The 19,563-nt window shown below is 59.0% G+C and carries 17 protein-coding genes; 11 read left to right on the plus strand and 6 right to left on the minus strand.

Annotated elements, in window-relative coordinates:
- Positions 1-259: 259 nt before the first annotated feature.
- Entirely contained in the window at positions 260-1,186 is a 927-nt protein-coding gene (gene lpxL / locus R0I78_RS08805; RefSeq protein WP_317075084.1) for an LpxL/LpxP family Kdo(2)-lipid IV(A) lauroyl/palmitoleoyl acyltransferase, read from the minus strand.
- 129 nt (positions 1,187-1,315) lie between these two features.
- Between lpxL and hldE the strand changes: the two genes are divergently transcribed.
- A complete protein-coding gene (hldE, locus tag R0I78_RS08810) occupies positions 1,316-2,740 on the plus strand; it encodes a bifunctional D-glycero-beta-D-manno-heptose-7-phosphate kinase/D-glycero-beta-D-manno-heptose 1-phosphate adenylyltransferase HldE (protein WP_019933087.1) in 1,425 nt (474 codons plus the stop codon).
- Between the two features lie 141 nt (positions 2,741-2,881).
- Here the strand turns inward: hldE and R0I78_RS08815 are convergent, their stop codons facing one another.
- From R0I78_RS08815 to R0I78_RS08825, 3 genes are read right to left on the minus strand one after another with little or no spacing between them, the layout of a single operon-like run.
- Positions 2,882-3,913 carry an ABC transporter substrate-binding protein gene (locus R0I78_RS08815; protein ID WP_317075085.1) on the minus strand — a complete coding sequence of 344 codons (1,032 nt, stop codon included), beginning with the start codon at positions 3,911-3,913 and terminating at the stop codon, positions 2,882-2,884.
- On the minus strand, positions 3,910-5,310 hold the full coding sequence (locus R0I78_RS08820) for a sensor histidine kinase (RefSeq protein ID WP_317075086.1): 1,401 nt from the start codon (positions 5,308-5,310) through the stop codon (positions 3,910-3,912). The genes R0I78_RS08815 and R0I78_RS08820 overlap by 4 nt, the downstream gene beginning before the upstream one ends.
- Complete coding sequence (locus tag R0I78_RS08825; protein ID WP_317075087.1) at positions 5,307-5,984, minus strand: response regulator transcription factor; 678 nt, start codon at positions 5,982-5,984, stop codon at positions 5,307-5,309. The genes R0I78_RS08820 and R0I78_RS08825 overlap by 4 nt, the downstream gene beginning before the upstream one ends.
- Before the next feature lie 154 nt (positions 5,985-6,138).
- Here R0I78_RS08825 and R0I78_RS08830 point away from each other — a divergent pair, with 154 nt between their 5' ends.
- From R0I78_RS08830 to R0I78_RS08845, 4 genes are read left to right on the plus strand one after another with little or no spacing between them, the layout of a single operon-like run.
- Positions 6,139-7,125: a tripartite tricarboxylate transporter substrate binding protein gene (locus R0I78_RS08830; RefSeq protein WP_317075088.1), complete on the plus strand. Its 987-nt coding sequence runs from the start codon at positions 6,139-6,141 to the stop codon at positions 7,123-7,125.
- 10 nt (positions 7,126-7,135) lie between these two features.
- Positions 7,136-7,570 (plus strand): tripartite tricarboxylate transporter TctB family protein, encoded by a 435-nt coding sequence (locus tag R0I78_RS08835; protein ID WP_317075089.1) that lies wholly within the window; start codon positions 7,136-7,138, stop codon positions 7,568-7,570.
- Positions 7,571-7,574: 4 nt separating this feature from the next.
- Positions 7,575-9,083, plus strand: coding sequence for a tripartite tricarboxylate transporter permease (locus R0I78_RS08840; RefSeq protein WP_317075090.1), 1,509 nt, complete (start codon positions 7,575-7,577; stop codon positions 9,081-9,083).
- Positions 9,080-10,093: an AbrB family transcriptional regulator gene (locus R0I78_RS08845; RefSeq protein WP_317075091.1), complete on the plus strand. Its 1,014-nt coding sequence runs from the start codon at positions 9,080-9,082 to the stop codon at positions 10,091-10,093. Before R0I78_RS08840 ends, R0I78_RS08845 begins: the two co-directional genes overlap by 4 nt.
- Before the next feature lie 9 nt (positions 10,094-10,102).
- On the opposite strand, the gene R0I78_RS08850 is transcribed toward R0I78_RS08845, so the two are convergent.
- The gene (locus R0I78_RS08850) at positions 10,103-10,567 is read right to left on the minus strand and encodes an FKBP-type peptidyl-prolyl cis-trans isomerase (RefSeq protein ID WP_395535200.1); all 465 of its coding nucleotides are present in this window, start codon (positions 10,565-10,567) and stop codon (positions 10,103-10,105) included.
- 37 nt (positions 10,568-10,604) lie between these two features.
- A complete protein-coding gene (gene tolC, locus R0I78_RS08855) occupies positions 10,605-11,909 on the minus strand; it encodes an outer membrane channel protein TolC (protein ID WP_019933089.1) in 1,305 nt (434 codons plus the stop codon).
- Positions 11,910-12,106: 197 nt separating this feature from the next.
- On the opposite strand from tolC, the gene nudF reads away from it, so the two are divergent.
- The 6 genes from nudF (at position 12,107) to parC (ending at position 19,214) form a co-directional block, all read left to right on the plus strand.
- Complete coding sequence (gene nudF / locus R0I78_RS08860) at positions 12,107-12,724, plus strand: ADP-ribose diphosphatase (RefSeq protein ID WP_317075093.1); 618 nt, start codon at positions 12,107-12,109, stop codon at positions 12,722-12,724.
- 37 nt (positions 12,725-12,761) lie between these two features.
- On the plus strand, positions 12,762-13,205 hold the full coding sequence (locus R0I78_RS08865) for a DUF1249 domain-containing protein (protein WP_019933091.1): 444 nt from the start codon (positions 12,762-12,764) through the stop codon (positions 13,203-13,205).
- Between the two features lie 8 nt (positions 13,206-13,213).
- A complete protein-coding gene (gene cpdA, locus R0I78_RS08870; RefSeq protein WP_317075094.1) occupies positions 13,214-14,044 on the plus strand; it encodes a 3',5'-cyclic-AMP phosphodiesterase in 831 nt (276 codons plus the stop codon).
- Entirely contained in the window at positions 14,044-14,616 is a 573-nt protein-coding gene (locus R0I78_RS08875) for a YqiA/YcfP family alpha/beta fold hydrolase (protein ID WP_317075095.1), read from the plus strand. Before cpdA ends, R0I78_RS08875 begins: the two co-directional genes overlap by 1 nt.
- 441 nt (positions 14,617-15,057) lie before the next feature.
- Positions 15,058-16,953 carry a DNA topoisomerase IV subunit B gene (gene parE, locus R0I78_RS08880; protein ID WP_317075096.1) on the plus strand — a complete coding sequence of 632 codons (1,896 nt, stop codon included), beginning with the start codon at positions 15,058-15,060 and terminating at the stop codon, positions 16,951-16,953.
- Between the two features lie 14 nt (positions 16,954-16,967).
- Positions 16,968-19,214 carry a DNA topoisomerase IV subunit A gene (parC, locus tag R0I78_RS08885; RefSeq protein WP_317075097.1) on the plus strand — a complete coding sequence of 749 codons (2,247 nt, stop codon included), beginning with the start codon at positions 16,968-16,970 and terminating at the stop codon, positions 19,212-19,214.
- Positions 19,215-19,563 lie beyond the last annotated feature (349 nt).

Below are 19,563 nucleotides of genomic sequence, written 5' to 3' on the forward strand. Positions count from 1 at the left end.
CATGACCGCGACATCAACGCCGCGACAAACATTAAAGCCGCCGGGCTGGCGGTGTTAGCCCTTGGAGAGAATGTAAGCGGCATGGGGTCAGTCTCCGTGTCCGGTTCTCGGTGAATTGGGAATCCCCTTCCTTTAGGGAGGGGAGCAGTCAAGATGTCTTTCGGCAGTTGGACCACACATTTCGCTTGCTTAACGGGTTGCAGCGCAGCATCAAACGAAAACTCGAGACCTGATTACCAGTCCCCAGTCCCCCTTAAGCTCAGTACCGTGACGGCATGCCCCGTTCCGGCTGGGTCTTGAACCGGCGGTGCAGCCACATGTACTGCTCCGGCGCGCGGCGAATGGCGGCTTCTATTACCCTGTTGCCGGTGATGGCATCGGCTTCATCGTCGCCGACGGGAAAGTTGTCCAGCGGGGCCTGGATCACCAGCCGGTAGCCATTCTTTTCGCGCAGGGTAAAACAGGGCAGGGTAACGGTTTTCTTTACGCGCGCCAGAGTCGCAGTACCGGTAATGGTGGCTGCCTTGTTCACGGCGAAAAAGGGCACAAATACACTGGCATGGCGGCCATAGTCATGATCCGGCGCGTACCAGAGCGCATCGCCGGCGCGCAGCGCCTTGAGCATGCCCTTGATATCGAGCCGGTCCACCAGATATTTATTGGAGCGGCAGCGGCCGTGCACCTGAGCATATTCCAGCACCGGATTGGTGTTGGGCCGGTACACGCCCACACCGGGTCGATAAAGGCCGAACTGGCGGGCGTTCAGCTCCAGCGTCAGAAAATGCGCCGACAGCAGCAGCATGCCCTGGCCTTTGGCCACGGCGGCATCCACATGTTCTGTGCCCTCCATGATGGTTATGGCACGCATGCGCCAGTGAGGCCAGAACCAGGCCATGCCGGTTTCAAACACGGCGCAGCCCACGCTTTCAAAGTTGGCCTTCAGCAGCGTTTCCCGCTCAGCGTCGCTCAGCTCCGGCAGCGCCAGCTCCAGATTGCGCCGGGCCACCTTTACCCGGGACTTCAGCGGCTTCATGGCCAGCCGGCCCAAGGCTCTGCCCAGTGCCATCTGAGCGCGCCAGGGCAGCAATGTAACCAGCAGCCAGAGCACCCCCAGCCCCAGCCAGGCAGGCCAGAAGCGCGGATGCAGCAAGGCTGCACGAAAAGAAGGAAGCCGGTGTGTTTGCATGTCACAGCGCCAGTAAAAAGGAATGTGCGGATTTTAAAGAACTCCGGCGTTAATGACCACCCGCGCGCCCAAGGGCGGTTTGGCTGTGATATTATTTGTGCTTTCCACCTGTTTAAAGAGTCTTTACCTATGAAGATCAAGCTGCCGGAATTTAACCATGCCAGGGTGTTGGTAGTCGGGGATGTGATGCTGGACCGCTACTGGTCCGGTCCCACCGGACGCATCTCTCCCGAGGCGCCGGTGCCTGTGGTCAAGGTAGAGCACAATGAAGAACGTCCGGGGGGGGCCGCCAACGTGGCGCTGAACGCCGCTGCGCTGGGTGCCGGTGCTCAGCTGCTGGGCCTGACCGGCAACGATGAAGCAGCCAATGCCCTGGAAGATCGCATGCAGGCGGTGGGGGTGCGGTGTGACTTTGTGCGCCATGCCGTACATCCCACCATCACCAAGCTCAGGGTGATGAGCCGTAACCAGCAACTGCTGCGGCTCGATTTTGAAAACGGTTTTGATGCCGACGATGCCATTCCTCTTACCGAAAAGCATGCTGCGGCGCTGGCCCAGGCCGGTGTGGTGGTGTTGTCGGATTATGCCAAGGGCGCTCTGGCACGGGTGCAGGAGCTGATCCGAGCAGCCCGTGAGGCAGGGGTGCCGGTGCTGGTTGACCCCAAGGGTACCGAGTTTGAAAAATACCGCGGTGCCACTTTGCTCACGCCCAATATGAGCGAGTTTGAAGCCGTGGTGGGCAAGGTAAAAGACGAGCAGGAGCTGGTGGAGCGCGGCCGGGAGCTGGTGAAGCGCTTTGACTTGCAGGCGCTGCTGGTCACCCGCTCCGAGCATGGCATGACCTTAATTCGCCGTGAGGGTGACGAGCTGCATTTGCCGGCCCGCTCTCATGAGGTGTTCGACGTGACCGGTGCCGGCGATACCGTCATCGCCACTCTGGCCACCAGCCTGGCTGCCGGTCTGGAGCTGGAAGAAGCCTGTGCTCTGGCCAATGTGGCCGCCGGCATCGTAGTGGGCAAGCTGGGTACCTCTACCGTGTCTGCCATTGAACTGGCCAACGCCCTTTACGGTGCGGCCGAGTCTGGCATGGGCGTGGTCAGTGAGCAGCAGCTCAAGTTTGTGGTGGAAGCAGCCCGCCGCCGCGGCGAAAAAATCGTCATGACCAATGGCTGCTTTGACATTCTCCACGCTGGCCATGTGTCTTACCTGAACAATGCCCGCAAGCTGGGTGATCGGCTGATAGTGGCAGTGAACACTGATGAGTCGGTACGGGCGCTCAAGGGCGAAGGCCGGCCGGTAAACACAGTGGATCGCCGCATGGCGGTGCTGGAAGCGCTGGGCGCGGTAGACTGGGTGGTGCCCTTTGCCGAAGACACGCCTCAGCGGCTGATTGCCGGCGTGCTGCCGGATATTCTGGTCAAGGGTGGTGATTACAAGCCGGAAGAGATCGCCGGTTACGCTGAAGTGACCGCTAACGGTGGCGAAGTGAAAGTGCTTAACTTTGAAGACGGCTGCTCCACCACCGCCATTATCGAAGCCATTCGTACCCGCTGACTCTGTCATTTTCTGGCAACAACGCTCAGTTTAAAACACTGTCATACCGGGCTTGACCCGGTATCTTTCTGCAGGGAAGTACAGACGTTTATCAGGACGACGGTCTGAGCAAGTGATGAATCCATTTGGTATGCCTCTTGTTCAGGGTACCAAGGAATTTATCCACGAACGGACAAAGCCTTGCTTATCGAGGGGGTCCAGTGCCGGCAACAGAGCCGGGCTCAGTGGAATGGGAGTGACCGGGCCTTGTGGAGTGATGGTCAGGCCGTAGTCTGGGGTCAGCAGGGGCAGCAGGCCGCCCTCGGCCAGTGCCGCCTGGCCGCTGGGAGACAGCATAAAGTCGAGCAGCTCGCCGGCCAGCTCTGTGTGTTGAGCATGCCGGGGGATCAGTGCCAGGCGCATCAGCATCAGGCTGTAATCCCGGGGGGCCACCACCGCCAGTTGTGGATGTTTTGCCACGGCGGCGGCCACATAGGAGCCCAGCAGGTTATAGCCCAGTATGGCATCGCCATTGGCGAGTTCGTCCAACATGTCGTTGCTGCTTTCACTCAGGTGTACCGACAGGCCGCCAAAGGCTTCCAGCAGACGGCCGTAGCTTTCGCCCTGCTGACTGTCCTGGGTGGCCAGCAGGTAACCGACGCCGCTTTGAGTAATGTCATAAGTACGAATGCGCTGTCTGAAACGATCAGGATCCTGGCGTAGCAGGGCAAGTAGCTCCTGGCGGCTTTGAGGGAGGTCATGTTCACCCAGCAGTTTGCGGTTGAGCACCATTACCACCGGCTCTACGGTCACGGCAAACAACTCGTGACGCCAGTGGGTGCCGTCGGGCAGCGCTTTGGTACGTTCGGAGTGCCAGGGTCGGGCGTGACCGTCATTGACCAGTTTCAGTTGCAGATCCATGGCTGAGCTCAGCAGCAGATCTGCCGGAGAGGTTTTGCCTTCTTCAAGAAATCGCTGATACAACGCCTGGGAGTTAAAGTCCTCAAAACGAATGGCGACATAAGGCTTGCGTTGCTGAAAGGCGTGCAGCAGTGGTGCCATGTGCTGGTAATCGGTGGCGCTGTAAATCACCAGTTCATGCTGCTGATGTTGTTGTGCCGGTAGCCGTACCGTTTGTTCGGCCTGTGCCATTAGCGCGCAGAGCAGGGACAGGACCCCGTAACACCAGTTCATTGTGGCTCCTTCGGTTTAAAGCAAATCTCCACCACCAGGCCATGGGGCAGGTTGTCGGAAAGGAGAATGTGAGCATGATGATGCTCGGCCACATCCCGGGCGATAGCCATGCCCATACCACTGCCATAGTGACGGCTGGTTATACTCCTGTAAAAGCGTTCAAACACCTTTTCCTTTTCGTCGTCGGCAATGCCCGGCCCTTGATCGCAAATGCGAATGGTACTGCCCGTTACCCTGATCTCTACCAGCCCCTGTTGTGGGCTGTGAGCCACGGCGTTATCAATAAGATTGCTGAGCATCTGGGTCAGGGCAAAGGCATCCCCTTGAATATGCATTTCTTTTTCAGAGGGCTCAAAGGCCAGCTCCACGCCCTGGCGCAAGGCCTGAACCGCCAGTTCCAGGCACACATTGCGGGTCAGTTCATTCAAGGCCACAGGCTTTGGCTCAAGACTGTGAAAGCGATGATCCAGCATGGCCTGATTGAGCAGATGACGCACCGTCAGTGACAGCTGGTCGCATTGCTCTACCAATTGTCCCAGTATTCGCTGCCGTCGACTGGTATCGGCTTCGTCCCGTGCGTTTTCACACAGGGCGCGCAAGCTGGCCAGGGGAGTGCGCAACTGGTGGGCGGCGATGGAAGTGTAGGACTCCATTCGCTCCAGCATGGCTTGCTGGCGGACGATAAAGTGATTGATGGTATCGAGCAGAGGCAAGGTTTCTTTGGGCACCGGCAAAGCCAGCGGCGTCAGATCCTTCGGGGAGCGCCGTGCCAGCGCCCTGGCCAGCTGACGAAACGGTGAAAAAGCGTAATAAATGCCCAGCCACAGCAGCCCCAAGGCCACCGCCAGCACCGCCAGCATCAGCTCCAGGGCCGGATGCAGCATGGCCTCGACCATGGCGTTTCGGGCAAGCCGGGTTTGGGCCATCTCGATAACGATTGTATCCTGCGGCAGGCGCTCGGTGTTGAGCCGCACCAGTCGGGCCACGCGCAACGGCTCATCCTGATAAATGACATTGAAAAAGTCCGGCTTGGCCTGAGTCAGCGCTTGTGCCGACGCCGAGCGGGGTGGTGGGGCGGGCAGATCTGCGTAGCCGGTCAGCACTTCACCGTTGACACTGATGCGGTAAAACACCCGGTCGTCCCGAGCCTGGGCCAGGGTGGCAAAGGCCGCCACCGGAAGATCGACCGTAAAGCCTCGGCTGGTGTGGCGTACTGACTGGCCCAGCTGCAGCACGGCGCTACCCAGCATCAGATCGTAGCTACGATCGGCGGTTTGCCGGGCATAGCTGTGCATCAGCGTCAGCGTAAGCAGGGCCAGGATCGCCAACACGGCACCACTCAGGACCAGCAGACGACGGCGCAGAGCCGGGTGGCGCAGGTTGTCTGCGACGTTCATGGTTGTATTGGCTGCACGTGGGCCACATAGCCCAGGCCGCGCAGGGTCTGAATATGTATCGAGCTGCCCACCAGCTTTTTGCGCAGTCTGGCTACATAGAGCTCAATGGCATTGGCAGAGGGCGTTTCATCGGCGTTAAACAGTTTATCGGTAAGTTCTTCTTTGCTCATCACCCGCTCCAGTCCGCCGAGAAAAATCTCCAGTAGCCGGAATTCCCGGTTCACCAGTAAACAGGGTTCGCCATTGATGGTAACGGTCTTGGCTGAGCGGTTGAACATCAGGTTGCCGTGCTCGCTTACGTCGGCGGCATAACCCTGTCGGCGACGCAGCAGGGCCCGAACCCGTGCTTCCAGCTCACCAAAGTCAAAGGGCTTGGCCAGATAGTCGTCGGCACCCAAATCAAGCAGTTTGATGCGATCGTCAAGGCCGTTCCGGGCAGTGAGGATCAGTACCGGCGTGGTGTTCCTGCGCTGGCGCAGCTCCGCCAGCAGGGTATCACCATTCAGACCGGGCAGGTTGAGATCCAGAATAATCAGGTCTACCTGCTGGTGACGCAACCAGTCTGCGGCCTGTCGACCATTGCCAATAAGATCGGTGCCATGCCCCAACTTCTGCAGTCGGTCGGCAATGGCCTCGCCCAGTACGAGCGTGTCTTCGATCACAAGAATGCGCATATTTTGAGCCTTGCTCCTTCATGACAGCTTGGTGACAGCTTACGCCGTTAGCATAGGGAATTGTAAAACCCTTGTTAATGCTTTTATATGAAACAAGGGTTTGGCTTCAAATGGCTGAAATTGTGCCATGGAACCTCAAACAAGGAGAATCGTTATGAAGCTGCATTCCCTCACCAAGGCCCTGCTGGGCGCCGGCCTGCTGATGATGACCGGTACCGCAAACGCCGAATTTACCCCCGATAAACCCGAGTGCATCGCTCCTGCCAAGCCAGGTGGCGGCTTTGATCTCACCTGCCGCATTCTTACTACCAGCCTGGATAAATCCGGTCTGTTGAAAGAACCGATGCGGGTGACCTTTATGCCCGGTGGCGTGGGTGCTGTGGCCTATACCCATATGAACAGCAACCGCCGGGAAGACAACAACGCCGTGGTGGCGTTCAGCTCCGGCTCTTCACTGAACTTGGCCCTGCACAAATTTGGCCGGGATTTGGATGTGGATGACGCCCGCTGGGTAGGTGCAGTCGGTACCGACTATGGTGCCATTATTGTCAAAGACGATGCGCCCTGGCAAAGCCTGGAAGAGCTGGTGGCGGATCTGAAAGCCAATCCCAACAAGCTGGTGTTTGGTGCCGGTGGCACCGTGGGTAGCCAGGACTGGATGAAGGCGGCTTTTCTCTATCGCAGTCTGGGGTTGGATCCGCGTTCCATGCGCTACGTGGCCTATGAAGGCGGTGGTGACGCCATGGCAGCTGTGCTGGGCAATCATATTCAGGTTTATCCAGGAGATATGTCTGAAATCAAAGGCCAGCTGGATGCGGGCATAGTGCGGGTGCTGGCGGTACTGTCGCCGAAGCGGCTGGACGGTGATTTTGCGGATATTCCCACCGCCACCGAGCAGGGCTATGACATGGAATGGCCGATCATGCGCGGCTTTTACATGGCGCCGGACGTATCCGACGAGGCCTATAACTACTGGGTGCAGCAGTTTAACGAGCTCTACCAGACCGCGGAATTTGTCGAGGTGCGCAACCACCAGGGACTGTTCCCCCTGTCCATGGCCGGCGACGAGTATGAAGCTTACGTAAAAGCCGAAGTCGAGAAATTCCAGACCCTGTCCCGTGAAATGGGACTGCTCAAGTAAGAGGTGCGCTATGGCGGATCGCTGTTTTTCGCTGGCGCTGATGGTGCTGGCGGTGGCCCTGGGGGCTGCCGCCTGGCAACTGGACGTGCCCTTTCAATATGAACCCGTGGGGCCCAAGGCCATACCGCTGATTCTGGCGGTGTTGCTGTTTGGCACCGCGTTGTGGCTGGCCATTCGGCCTGATCGGCTGAAAGAGGCCTATGGCCGCAGCCTGTTTGCCCGCCATGTGGTGGTGGTGCTGTGCCTGCTGGCCTATGCCTGGTGTTTTGAATGGCTGGGCTTTGTGTTATCCACCTGGCTGGTCGGCACCCTGTTTGCCCGCCTGTTCGGGCTGGACTGGGGCCGGGCTCTGGTGTACTCCGCGGCGCTGGGCGGCGTGGGGCACCTGCTGTTGAGCTGGCTGCTGGAGCTGAATGTGCCGGTGGGCACTATTTTTGGAGGTTGAACCCATGGATGTTTTGTCTACCCTGGCGAGCGGCTTTGCCGTAGCCCTGACACCCATGAACCTGGGGCTGGTTCTGGCAGGTTGTTTTTTCGGTACCCTGATGGGGGCCCTGCCGGGTATTGGTCCCATCAACGGCATTGCCATTCTGCTTCCTCTGGCTTATTCCATCGGCCTGGAACCGGCTTCAGCCATTATTTTGCTGGCAGGAGTTTATTATGGTGCCGAATATGGTGGCCGCATCTCCAGTATTTTGCTGAACGTACCCGGCGACGCTGGGGCCATTATGACCACCCTGGACGGCCACCCCATGGCCAAGCGGGGTGAGGGCGGCCGGGCGCTGGCGCTATCGGCGGTGTCGTCCTTTGCCGGCTCCATGGGGGCCCTGGTGTTGCTGGTAATTTTCACTCCCTTGCTGACCCGGCTGGCGGTGACCTTTGGTCCGGCGGAGTTTGTGGCGCTGATGGTGTTTGCTCTGTGCTGCCTGGCATCCATGGTGGGTTCGCGTCCGGTGAAAACCGTGATCGGTGCCCTGATTGGCCTGGCCATGGCCACCGTGGGCGTGGACTCGGGTACCGGCGTGCTGCGTTTTACCTTTGGCCTGACCAGCCTGTTTGACGGCATCGACTTTCTGGTGGTGGTGATCGGCATGTTTGCCATCAGCGAAATTCTGCTGCTGGTGGAGCATCATTACGGTGGTGGTGGCCGGCTGGAAAAGGTGAGCAAGTCGTTCGTGCAGGCGGCGGATCTGGTAAAAGTACGCTGGACCGTGCTGCGCTCTACCCTGATTGGCTTTGTGATTGGCGTGCTGCCGGGCACCGGTGCCTCTGTAGCCAGTGCTGTGGCCTATGGCACTGAAAAGCGTCTGGCCGGTGAGCACAACGAGTTTGGCCAGGGCGACGTGCGTGGCCTGGCAGCACCGGAAGCGGCCAACAACTCAGCAGCAGTAGGCTCCATGGTGCCCATGCTGACACTGGGCATTCCCGGCTCCGGCACCACCGCCATTCTGCTGGGTGCACTGCTGTTGTTTGATGTGACGCCGGGTCCGCTGCTGTTCACTCAGAAGCCGGACATCGCCTGGGGCCTGATCGCCTCCATGTTCGTGGGCAACATTGCCCTGCTGGTGATGAACCTGCCTTTGGTCGGCGTGTTCGTGCGCATGCTGAGCGTGCGCCAGGCCTATCTGGTGCCGGTGATTGTAATGCTGACTTTTGTGGGCATCTACTCCATTCACGGTGCTAGTTTTGATCTGTTCTTCATGATCCTGCTGGGCGTGTTTGGCTTTTTGTTGCGCAAGCTGGGCTTCTCGCTGGCACCTGTCATTCTTGGCCTGGTACTGGGCGAGGTGCTGGAAGACAACCTGCGCCGGGCACTGTCCATCAGTGCCGGTGACTGGGGCATATTGTTCGGTAATGGCGTTACCTTGACGCTATGGGGGTTGAGCGTGCTGGTACTGGTGCTGCCGCTGCTGATGAGCCGGCGCCGCCGGCAAAAGCAGGCGGCCGCCGAAGCATGATCATCTGGCTGCGTACAGCCCTGCTGGGTGCGGCGGGAGGAGGGCTGGCCCATTGGGCCGGCTTTCCTTCCGACTGGCTGCTGGGGGCCATGCTGGTGGTGGCTGGAGCCGTATTACTGGGGTGGGAAGTTGCGTTACCCCAGCGTTTGTTGCCAACCATACAGGCCTGTCTGGGGGTGGCCGTGGGGCTGCGTCTGGACTTGCATTTACCCGGCCCCGCCTCGCTATTGATTAGTGTGGCGGGGCTTTTGCTGTGTCTGGCCACGCAAATTCCTCTGGGGCAATACCTGTTGCACCGGCTTGGCTGGTCCCGCCAGGAAGCAGCGATGGGCTCGTCACCGGGGGCGCTGTCGGTGATGGCGGCGCTGGCTACCCAGCTCGATAATCCCATTCGCGTGATCCTGTCACAAACGGTGCGGGTGATCGCCCTGGTGGCCACGGTCAGCACCGCTATGGTGTTGGAGTGGGTGCCGCTGGCCCCCACGCCTGCCAGTCTGACGCTGTCCGCTCCCGCCACCCTGGCGCTGGTGGCCCTGGCTTGGGGCGGCGGTCAGTTGCTGGACCGGCTCAGGGTGCCGGCCAGCCATATTCTTTCCGGCGTGTTTGTGGCCGGATCCTGCGCTGCCTGGCTGGGTGAAGCAGTACTGCCGGTGGCGGGACTGATCCCGGTCAGTATGATTCTGCTGGGGGCCTTGATGGGCAGCCGGTTGCGACCGCTGCCAGCGCGGGAAATGGCGGGCCTGCTGGTGGCCGGCTTACTGGTAAGCCTGTCGAGTTCGCTGGTGTCATTGTTATGGGCGGGGCTGGTGGGTTGGTGGCTGGAGTTGCCGGTGTTTCAGGTGTGGCTGGCCTATGCGCCGGGAGCGGTAGAAGCCATGATTTACTTGGCGCTGGTGACCGGGTTGGAGCCAAGTTGGGTGATATTTCACCATGTGTTGCGTATTGTGCTGTTGGGTGTGATTGCCGGCTGGCTGATGCGCCGGGCTGCAGTCAGCGAACCCGGCAAATAAAACCTCTTATTAGTTGATCCTGAACAGCTCAACCTCAAAAATCAGTACGGAACCCGGTGGTATTTTGCCCACGGCGCGGTTACCGTAGGCCAGACTGGCGGGAATAAAGAAGCGGGTCTTCTCGCCTTCCACCATCAGCTGCAGGCCTTCGGTCCAGCCCTTGATCACCTGTTTGAGGCCAAACTGTATGGTTTCGCCACGCTCAACCGAGCTGTCGAAGACGGTGCCGTCGAGCAGGGTGCCATGGTAATGCACCGTAACCTTGTCACTGGCCTTGGGGTGAACCGTGCCGGTGCCTGCTTGCAATACCTGATACTGCAGGCCGGAGGCGGTGGTCTGTACTCCTTCCTGCTGTTTGTTATCGGCAAGGAAGGCTTCACCGGCCTGAATATTTTCTGCAGCGGCCTGTTTGTTGCCCTGAGCGCGATAGAAAAAAAGCAAAAATAGGGCTACCAGGGCAATGCCTACAATAATCTTAACCACGTTTGTTCCTTGTGTTGAGTGTGCAGCGTCAGCGTTGCAGTCCGTTATTGATGTCAATCAGATCCTGCTCGGTGAGGTTGCCGGCCGACTGCTTGAGCTGCAACTGGCTGATGATGTAGTTGTAACGGGCAGAAGACAGTTTCTGCTTGGCATCATACAGCTGCTGAGTGGCGTTAAGCACGTCGACTATGGTGCGGGTTCCCACTTCATAGCCGGCCTCGGTAGCACTGAGTGCGCTTTCTGCCGACACTACCAGCTGCTCAAAGGCGCGAATGGAGCCAAGTGCGCCGGTGACGTCGTTATAAGAGGAGTACACGCTGCTCTGCACGGAGCGAAAGCTTTTTTCCAGCAGCTCGCTGGCGGCGACATAGTTGTATTGTGCCTGGCTTACCTGAGAGCTGGTGGCACCACCTGAATAAAGCGGCAGATTAAAGCTGACTCCCAAGCTGCCCTCACTGAGGGTGTTGTCGCGTACATTATTGCTGGCCGAGCTGCCGCTGAAATCAGTGCGGCGGCTGTTAAGGCCGGCATTCAAGTCGAGAGTAGGGTGATGACCCGCCTGTGCCAGATCAATTTGCTCGCTGGCAATGTCTTTGGCAATGCGCTGGCCGTGCAGCTCCAGGTTTTGCTCCAGGGCAATGTCGAGCCAGCCGTCAGCGCGCAGCACCGGTGCCTGAGGGCTGAAACTGTCAGTGTTGAGTGCAGACAGCTGATCATAGCTCATGCCGGTAAGCTCACGCAGGGCTTCTTTGCTGTTGTCGAGAGCGTTGCGGGCAATAATTTCATCTGCCAGTGCCTGATCATACTGAGCCTGAGCTTCGTGCACGTCTGTCATGGCACTCAAGCCCACCTCAAAACGTTGCTTGGTCTGCTCCAGCTGGCGGCTGACCGCTTCTTTATTGGCCTGGACAAAGCTCAGGGCGTCTTCGGCATTAAGCACATTAAAGTAAGCCTGAGTGGCACGCAAAATGAGCAGTTGCTGCACCTGTTTGTAGCTGACTTCGCTTTGTGCTGCCTGCTTTTCGGTGATATCCAGGTTGACCCAGCTCGACTTGCGATACAGTGCCTGACTCAGATTAACACCGGCATTGGTGACGGTAGAGTCGGTCTGATTGCTTTCGGTATAGGTCGCGCCTGCACCCAGGTTAATCTGAGGAAGCAGAGCAGCGCGGGATTCATTAATTTTCTCAAAGGCGGCATCGCGGCGGGCCTTGGCTTCACGCACCTGAGGATCGTTTTGCGTGGCCTGCTGATAGATTTCCAGCAGGTTTTCAGCCTGGGCCTGGCCTGCGGCACACAGCAATACCAGGGTCGACAACAGTGTTTTTTTCATGAATGGGCCTTGTAAAGCGAGTGGAGCCATTATGCCCGGCACATGCAGGCAGTCGGTTTTCGTCTGTTCAGTATAACGGTAACATGCGCATTATTAATTCGGCAGGTCGTTACAATATACAATAAGAGAATGAACGTTCATTCATTAAGGCGTTTCAGTCTAAATTTTGCCGTCGGAATGTCAAGCAAGGAGCCAGCATGAGCAATAATAACAGCGCCCGTTTTGGGCGGCAGGACATGCAGATTATAGCCGAGGATACGGGGTATAAAGGTTTTTTCCGGCTGTTGAAGGTACGGCTGCGCCACCGTCTGTTTGCCGGCGGCTGGGGCCCGGAACTGACCCGGGAGCTGTTTGACCGGGGGCATGCTGCTGCTGTGTTGCCTTATGACCCGGTACGCGATGAGGTGGTTCTGGTGGAGCAGTTTCGCGTGGGTGCCATTCATCATGACAGCAGCCCCTGGCTGCTGGAAGTGGTGGCGGGCATAGTGGAGCCCGGCGAGTCGGAAGAAGAAGTGGTACGCCGTGAAGCAGAAGAAGAAGCAGGGTTAACCCTGGGCCGGCTGACCCGTGCCATGAGTTATTTCTCCAGCCCGGGCGGTTGCAGCGAGCGCATTACTGTCTTTGTAGGGGAGGTGGATGCCACTCAGGCAGCCAGTCATGCGGGGCTGACCGACGAAGGCGAAGATATTCGCGTGCACCGGCTTTCGCGCAGAGAGGCGATGCAATGGCTGGCTGATGGTAGAATAGATAACGCCGCCAGTGTGATTGCACTGCAATGGCTGGCGCTGAACCATGAAGCCGGGCTGTGGAAGTAGGGCAAGACAAGCCCTTGCCATGCCCAAGGAGGAGACGTTGATATCTGTTCGTACTCGTAACAAGCATGTGCCGGACTTAAAGGGGCTGCAGCGCACTTGTGACACCAACTATATGGCGCTGATGAAGCTGTTGCCTAATGAGGCTCAAGCGGGCGAGAGCCTGTCGGTGGGCATCAGTGAGCAGGTGCTGTTTGTGCTACGGGTATTGGAAACTGCACCCTATACCTGGCATGTGTCCATTGAGCAGTGCACGCCGGGTTTGCCGGTGTTTATGCGCATGAAAGTGCGGGTGCGGCTTTATCATGATGTAAGAATGGCCGAAGTGTGTGCCAGTCAACAGATTTCGGCGCTGCAGCCAAGTTATGATTATCCCAACCAAAAAATGCACCACCGTAACGAAAAGGAACAGGTTAATTTCTTTCTGGCCGAATGGCTGAGATGTTGCCTGCAACACGGATTCAGCACGGTCAAACAGCTTTGAGCGAGGCAATGACGCTTTCCACTCTTCCCCTTGGTACTCAAGCCGCCAGCGGCACCATAGAGCTTTCCCAGATAACCGATACTCACTTATTCGCCGATACCGAGGGTGATCTGCTGGGTGTGCCCACCTGGCACAGCTGCCGGGCCGTGGTGAATGCCATGAAAGAAGAGCTGGCCGGCTGCGATGCCATTCTGGCCACCGGTGATTTGTCTCAGGATCAGAGCCCGGCGTCTTATCGTCACTTTGTGAGCATGATGGCTGAACTGACACCGCCGGTATTCTGGCTGCCGGGCAATCATGATGAAGCCCCTGTTATGCAGGCCGAGCTGGACGGAGCCGGTATTCATCAGGCCAAACATCTGCTTGGGGAGCACTGGCAGGTGTTGCTGCTGGATTCTCAGGCCCAGGGAGAAACCTGCGGCCGGCTAAGCGAGCAGCAGCTGGTCATGGTGGACGAGGCGGTCGTTGCTTATCCCCATCATCATCTGCTGGTGGCAGTGCATCATCAGGCGGTGCCCGTAGGCTGCGCCTGGCTGGATCAGCACAACCTGCGTAATGCGGATGAACTGGCGGTCAGGCTAAACCAGCATAATGCCACCAGAGTGGTGTTGTGCGGTCATGTACATCAGGGCTTTGACGAGGTACAAAACGGTATTCGTTATCTGGCCAGTCCTTCTACCTGCATTCAGTTCAAGCCGTTGTCTGATGACTTCGCTCTGGATCATACCGCCCCGGGCTGGCGTCAGCTGTCGCTGCACCCTGATGGCCGGCTCAGTACCCGGGTGTGGCGGCTGCCCCCCGACGCCTTTGTGCCCGACTTCAGTGCCAGAGGATATTAATGATGGCCACCCTGCTTTATCTGCACGGCTTCAATTCGTCTCCCAATTCCATCAAGGCTCAGTTGATGCGGGAACATCTTGAGCAGCACAGGCCTGATATTGAGCTGGTCTGCCCCCAGCTGGCGGCCACGCCGGCGGCAGCCTGGGCTCAGATAGCGTCCATTTGTGACCAGCTTAATACGCCCTTTGGGGTGGTCGGCTCGTCCCTCGGAGGCTTCTGGGCCACGCGGGTGGCGGAGCACTATGGCGTGCGTGCCGTGGTGGTGAACCCGGCGGTCAATCCGCATATTCTGCTGGCCGACTGGCTGGGGGAGCAGGAAAACCCCTACACCGGCGAGCGCTATACGCTGGAGCGTCAGCATATGGCCGAGCTGGCAGAGCTGAGAGTAAATGAGCCCTGTTGTCTTGAGCGCATCTGGCTGCTGCAACAGCAGGAAGACGAAGTGCTCGACTACCGGGAAGCCTTGGACTATTACCGTTTCGCCCGGGTCTGCATTCAGAAAGGCGGTGACCACTCCTTTATCGGCTTTCAGCACTACTGCGCCCAGATAATCCGCTTCCTGCAACTCTAATCCGCTCTCGTTCCCACGTCCGTGTCTGTCTGGCCCGCTGCAAAGCGAAGCAGCAGCGCGGTTACCCTTCACGACACGCTTCGAGCCCATCCTTGGGACGCTCGGCAAATGTCATCCATGACATTTGACGGTCGGCTTCGGTAATCCCCACTGCTGCTTCGGGCAACACCGGCGTTGTCTGTAAGCTGACAGCCAGCGCCGGGTGTGCTGAGGAGGGCAAAGGGTGTCTGCTTCGCCGTGCCCTTTGCGCCATGGATGGCGCAACGGAGCCCCCATGGATGGGTTTACGGCGTGCCGGCGAAGCAGTGCCCTTTGACCGACGGCAGTGCACTGGCCTGCAAACGATATTATTTCCGGCTTCCGGCTGTTTTGCTTCCTTCTTCCAGCAATGGCCTTCGAGTAGTAAGATCCGGCAATCACCCCAGATTACCGAAGGTCAACATGACATCGAGTCAATATACTGCCGACGCCATTGAGGTTCTCAATGGTCTGGAGCCGGTGCGTCGTCGCCCCGGCATGTATACCGACACCAGCCGCCCCAATCACCTTGGCCAGGAAGTTATCGACAACAGCGTGGACGAAGCCCTGGCCGGCCACGCCCGCAAGGTGGAAGTGATCCTGCACCCGGATCAGTCCCTTGAGGTGATAGACGACGGTCGCGGCATGCCGGTGGACATTCACCCGGAAGAAGGCATCTCCGGGGTGGAGCTTATCTTCAGCAAGCTGCATGCCGGCGGCAAATTCTCCGGCAAAAACTACCAGTTCTCCGGTGGTCTGCACGGGGTGGGCATTTCAGTGGTTAACGCCCTCAGCACCCGGCTCGACGTGACCGTGCGCCGGGGTGGCCAGGTCTATGAAATGGCCTTTGAAAACGGCAACAAGGTCAATGATCTCACCGTAACCGGCACCTGTGGTCAGCGTAACACAGGTACGCGAGTACGGTTCTGGCCCGATATCAGTTACTTCGATGCCCCCAAATTTTCAGCCACCCGGCTCAAGCACCTGCTGCGGGCCAAGGCGGTGCTGTGCCCCGGGCTCACCATCCGCTTTGATGACAAGGCCAATAACGAGTCGCTGGAATGGTGCTACGAAGACGGCCTGAAAGACTATCTGGTGGAAGCGGTCAAGGATTCCCCCTGCCTGCCGGAAGCGCCCTTTACCGGCAGCTTCGCGACTGAACATTCGGCCGCCGACTGGGCCCTGTGCTGGCTGCCGGAAGGGGGCGACACCCTGGGAGAAAGCTACGTTAACCTGATCCCCACCGCTCAAGGGGGGACTCACGTTAACGGTTTGCGTCAGGGCCTGCTGGATGCCATGCGCGAGTTCTGTGAATTCCGCAATCTGCTGCCGCGGGGCGTCAAACTGACCCCGGATGATATCTGGGAGCGCTGTGCCTATATTCTGTCGGTCAAAATCCAGGATCCCCAGTTTGCCGGCCAGACCAAGGAGCGGCTGTCGTCGCGCCAGTGTGCGGCCTTTGTTTCCGGTGTGGTAAAAGACGCCTTTAGCCTGTGGCTGAACCAGCATATCGAGCTGGCCGAGCAGCTGGCCGAGCTGTGCATCAGCAGCGCCCAGCGCCGGTTGCGTCAGGCTAAGAAAGTGGTGCGCAAAAAAGTCACCCAGGGGCCGGCGCTGCCCGGCAAGCTGACCGACTGCGCCTGTTCCGATCCGCTGCAGGGCGAGCTGTTTCTGGTGGAAGGGGACTCCGCCGGCGGCAGCGCCAAGCAGGCCCGGGACAGAGAGTTTCAGGCCATCATGCCGCTGCGCGGAAAAATACTTAATACCTGGGAAGTGGAGTCCGGCCAGGTGCTGGCCTCTCAGGAAGTGCACGACATCTCGGTGGCCATTGGCCTGGATCCGGACTCGGACGATCTGTCCGGCCTGCGCTACGGCAAGATCTGCATTCTCGCCGACGCCGACTCCGACGGCCTGCACATCGCCACCCTGCTGTGCGCTCTGTTTGTGCGTCACTTTCAGCACCTGGTAGCGGCGGGGCACGTGTTTGTGGCCATGCCGCCCCTGTACCGCATCGACGTGGGCAAGGAAGTGTTCTACGCCCTGGATGAAGACGAACGCGATGGTGTGCTGGAGCGCATTCGTGCCGAGAAGAAACGGGGCAAGGTGCAGGTCACCCGCTTTAAGGGCCTGGGTGAAATGAACCCCAAGCAGCTGCGGGAAACCACGCTCGATCCCAACACCCGCCGGCTGGTGCAGCTGACCGTGGACGACACCGAGGCCACCGCCCAGCTGATGGACATGCTGCTGGCCAAGAAGCGCGCCGGTGATCGCCGGGAATGGCTGGAAACCAAGGGCAATATGGTCGATCCCCTGGCCTGAGGACATAAAACGATATGAATCAAGATTTTACCATGGAAGGGGTGGAGCGCCTGCCGCTGCACACCTTTACCGAGCAGGCTTACCTCAATTATTCCATGTACGTGATCATGGATCGGGCCCTGCCGCACATCGGCGACGGCCTCAAGCCGGTACAGCGTCGCATCATTTACGCCATGAGCGAGCTGGGGCTGTCGGCCCTGTCCAAGCACAAGAAATCGGCCCGTACCGTGGGTGACGTGCTGGGTAAGTACCATCCCCACGGCGACTCCGCCTGTTACGAGGCCATGGTACTGATGGCCCAGCCCTTCTCCTACCGTTACCCGCTGGTGGACGGCCAGGGCAACTGGGGTGCGCCGGATGATCCCAAATCGTTCGCCGCCATGCGTTATACCGAGGCGCGGCTGTCGCGCTTCTCTGAGTTGCTGCTGTCCGAGCTCGGCCAGGGCACGGTGGAGTGGATCCCGAACTTCGACGGCACCATGAAAGAGCCGCGCATGCTGCCGGCCCAGCTGCCGCACATATTGCTGAACGGCGTGACTGGCATTGCCGTGGGCATGGCCACCGATATTCCGCCTCATAACGTGCGCGAGCTGGCCAACGCCTGTGTGCATTTGCTGGACCATCCCAAGGCCACTGTGGCTGAGCTGATGGAGCACGTGGCCGGCCCCGATTATCCCACTCAGGCCGAGATCATCACCCCCAAAGCCGATATTCAGAAGATTTACGAAACCGGCAAGGGCAGCATTAAAATGCGTGCCGTTTACCAGATGGAGCAGGGCGACATCGTCATAACGGCGCTGCCCCATCAGGCCAGCGGTGCCAAAATACTTGAGCAGATTGCCGGTCAGATGCAGGCTAAAAAGCTGCCCATGGTGGCGGATCTGCGGGACGAGTCGGATCATGAAAACCCCACTCGTCTGGTGATCATTCCCCGATCCAACCGGGTGGATGTGGAGCAGCTGATGCAGCATCTGTTCGCCAGCACGGATCTGGAAAAGCACTATCGGGTTAACCTCAACATGCTGGGGCTGGACAACCGGCCTCAGGTGAAAACGCTGGATCGCATTCTGAGTGAGTGGCTGCAGTTCCGCCGTGAAACCGTGCGCAACCGGCTGCAGCACCGGCTCGACAAGGTGGAAGCCCGGCTGCATATTCTGGCCGGTTTGCTGATCGCCTTCCTCAACATCGACGAGGTGATTGAGATTATTCGCACTGAAGACGAGCCCAAGCCGGTGCTGATGGCCCGCTTTGGCCTCACCGAGATTCAGGCCGAAGCCATTCTTGAGCTGAAACTGCGTCACCTGGCCAAGCTGGAAGAAATGAAGATCCGTGGTGAGCAGGACGAGCTGGCCGCCGAGCGCGACAAGCTGGCGCAGATCCTTGGGTCAGAGCGCCGTCTCAGCACCCTGCTCAAAAAAGAGATACTGGCGGATGCCGAGAAATACGGCGACGATCGCCGCTCCCCCCTGGTGGTGCGCGAAGAAGCCAAAGCCTTAAGTGAAAAAGAGCTGATCCCCAGTGAGCCGGTGACCATAGTGTTGTCGGAAAAAGGCTGGATCCGCTCCGCCAAGGGCCATGAGGTGGACGGGGCCACCCTCAGCTACAAGGCCGGCGACAGTTTTCTCGATGCCGCTGCCGGGCGCAGCAATCAGATGGCAGTGTTTCTGGCAAGCTCCGGCCGGGCCTACGGCCTGGATGCCCACAGCCTGCCCTCGGCCCGGGGCCAGGGTGAGCCGCTCACCGGTCGCTGCAGCCTGAGCCCGGGGGAGCAGGCCCGCTTTGTGCTGGCCGGAGAAGAGGAGGCGCTTTACCTGCTGGCGTCCGATGCCGGTTACGGCTTTGTCTGCCGCTATGGTGACATGGTCAGCCGCAACAAGAACGGCAAGGCGCTACTGACGGTGCCTGCCGGCGGCGAGGTGCTGAAACCCGTGCCTGTGTCTCAGGCCGATGCGGGCCAGTGTCTGGTGGTGACCAACGAGGGCCGCATGCTGTTGTTCCCGTTAAAGGATCTGCCCATGCTGGCCAAGGGCAAAGGTAATAAGTTGATCGGTATTACCGGGGCCAAGGTGCAGGCCCGGGAAGACTTCGTCAAGCAGCTGGCGGTGGTGCCGGAAGGGGCCAGCGTGACCATTCATGCCGGCAAGCGCAAGCTCACCCTCAAGCCCGCCGATCTGGCCCACTATGAAGGTGAACGCGGCCGCCGCGGCGCCCTGCTGCCCCGCGGTTTGCAGCGGGTAGACAGCCTGGAGATTGAATCGTAGGCTCTTGTAGGCCCCACTTCAGTGGGGCAATGAGCAAGTTGCCCGAATAAATTCGGGCCTACAAAAACCGGGCCTGTTAGCCCGGTTTTTTATTACATCAGTAAATGATCTGATTATGCTTCTGTTGTAGCTGCCACTTTAGTTGGCAGGGCCTGCGCAGCAGGCCTTTTGTCTGAAAGCGCCTTCCGGTTTGTGCCGGCTAAAGCGGCATGGAGTGGCCCCGATAAAGTAGACACTTAAGTTAAGCGGCCGCTGCGTAGGCATTGGGAGTTATTCCTCCCAGCGCCATGTGGCGCCGCACTTTCGGGTAATACTCATCCGTATAGTACCGTACTTCATCTGCCATTTC

This window comes from Oceanimonas sp. CAM02, from assembly GCF_032842915.1.
GTDB lineage: Bacteria > Pseudomonadota > Gammaproteobacteria > Enterobacterales > Aeromonadaceae > Oceanimonas > Oceanimonas smirnovii.

Excerpts from the sequence above, each read along its gene's own strand:
- lpxL (WP_317075084.1), bottom strand. The coding sequence starts at position 1,186 with ATGCAAACACACCGGCTTCCTTCTTTTCGTGCAGCCTTGCTGCATCCG.
- hldE (WP_019933087.1), top strand. The coding sequence starts at position 1,316 with ATGAAGATCAAGCTGCCGGAATTTAACCATGCCAGGGTGTTGGTAGTC.
- R0I78_RS08815 (WP_317075085.1), bottom strand. The coding sequence starts at position 3,913 with ATGAACTGGTGTTACGGGGTCCTGTCCCTGCTCTGCGCGCTAATGGCA.
- R0I78_RS08820 (WP_317075086.1), bottom strand. The coding sequence starts at position 5,310 with ATGAACGTCGCAGACAACCTGCGCCACCCGGCTCTGCGCCGTCGTCTG.
- R0I78_RS08825 (WP_317075087.1), bottom strand. The coding sequence starts at position 5,984 with ATGCGCATTCTTGTGATCGAAGACACGCTCGTACTGGGCGAGGCCATT.
- R0I78_RS08830 (WP_317075088.1), top strand. The coding sequence starts at position 6,139 with ATGAAGCTGCATTCCCTCACCAAGGCCCTGCTGGGCGCCGGCCTGCTG.
- R0I78_RS08835 (WP_317075089.1), top strand. The coding sequence starts at position 7,136 with ATGGCGGATCGCTGTTTTTCGCTGGCGCTGATGGTGCTGGCGGTGGCC.
- R0I78_RS08840 (WP_317075090.1), top strand. The coding sequence starts at position 7,575 with ATGGATGTTTTGTCTACCCTGGCGAGCGGCTTTGCCGTAGCCCTGACA.
- R0I78_RS08845 (WP_317075091.1), top strand. The coding sequence starts at position 9,080 with ATGATCATCTGGCTGCGTACAGCCCTGCTGGGTGCGGCGGGAGGAGGG.
- tolC (WP_019933089.1), bottom strand. The coding sequence starts at position 11,909 with ATGAAAAAAACACTGTTGTCGACCCTGGTATTGCTGTGTGCCGCAGGC.
- nudF (WP_317075093.1), top strand. The coding sequence starts at position 12,107 with ATGAGCAATAATAACAGCGCCCGTTTTGGGCGGCAGGACATGCAGATT.
- cpdA (WP_317075094.1), top strand. The coding sequence starts at position 13,214 with ATGACGCTTTCCACTCTTCCCCTTGGTACTCAAGCCGCCAGCGGCACC.
- R0I78_RS08875 (WP_317075095.1), top strand. The coding sequence starts at position 14,044 with ATGATGGCCACCCTGCTTTATCTGCACGGCTTCAATTCGTCTCCCAAT.
- parE (WP_317075096.1), top strand. The coding sequence starts at position 15,058 with ATGACATCGAGTCAATATACTGCCGACGCCATTGAGGTTCTCAATGGT.
- parC (WP_317075097.1), top strand. The coding sequence starts at position 16,968 with ATGAATCAAGATTTTACCATGGAAGGGGTGGAGCGCCTGCCGCTGCAC.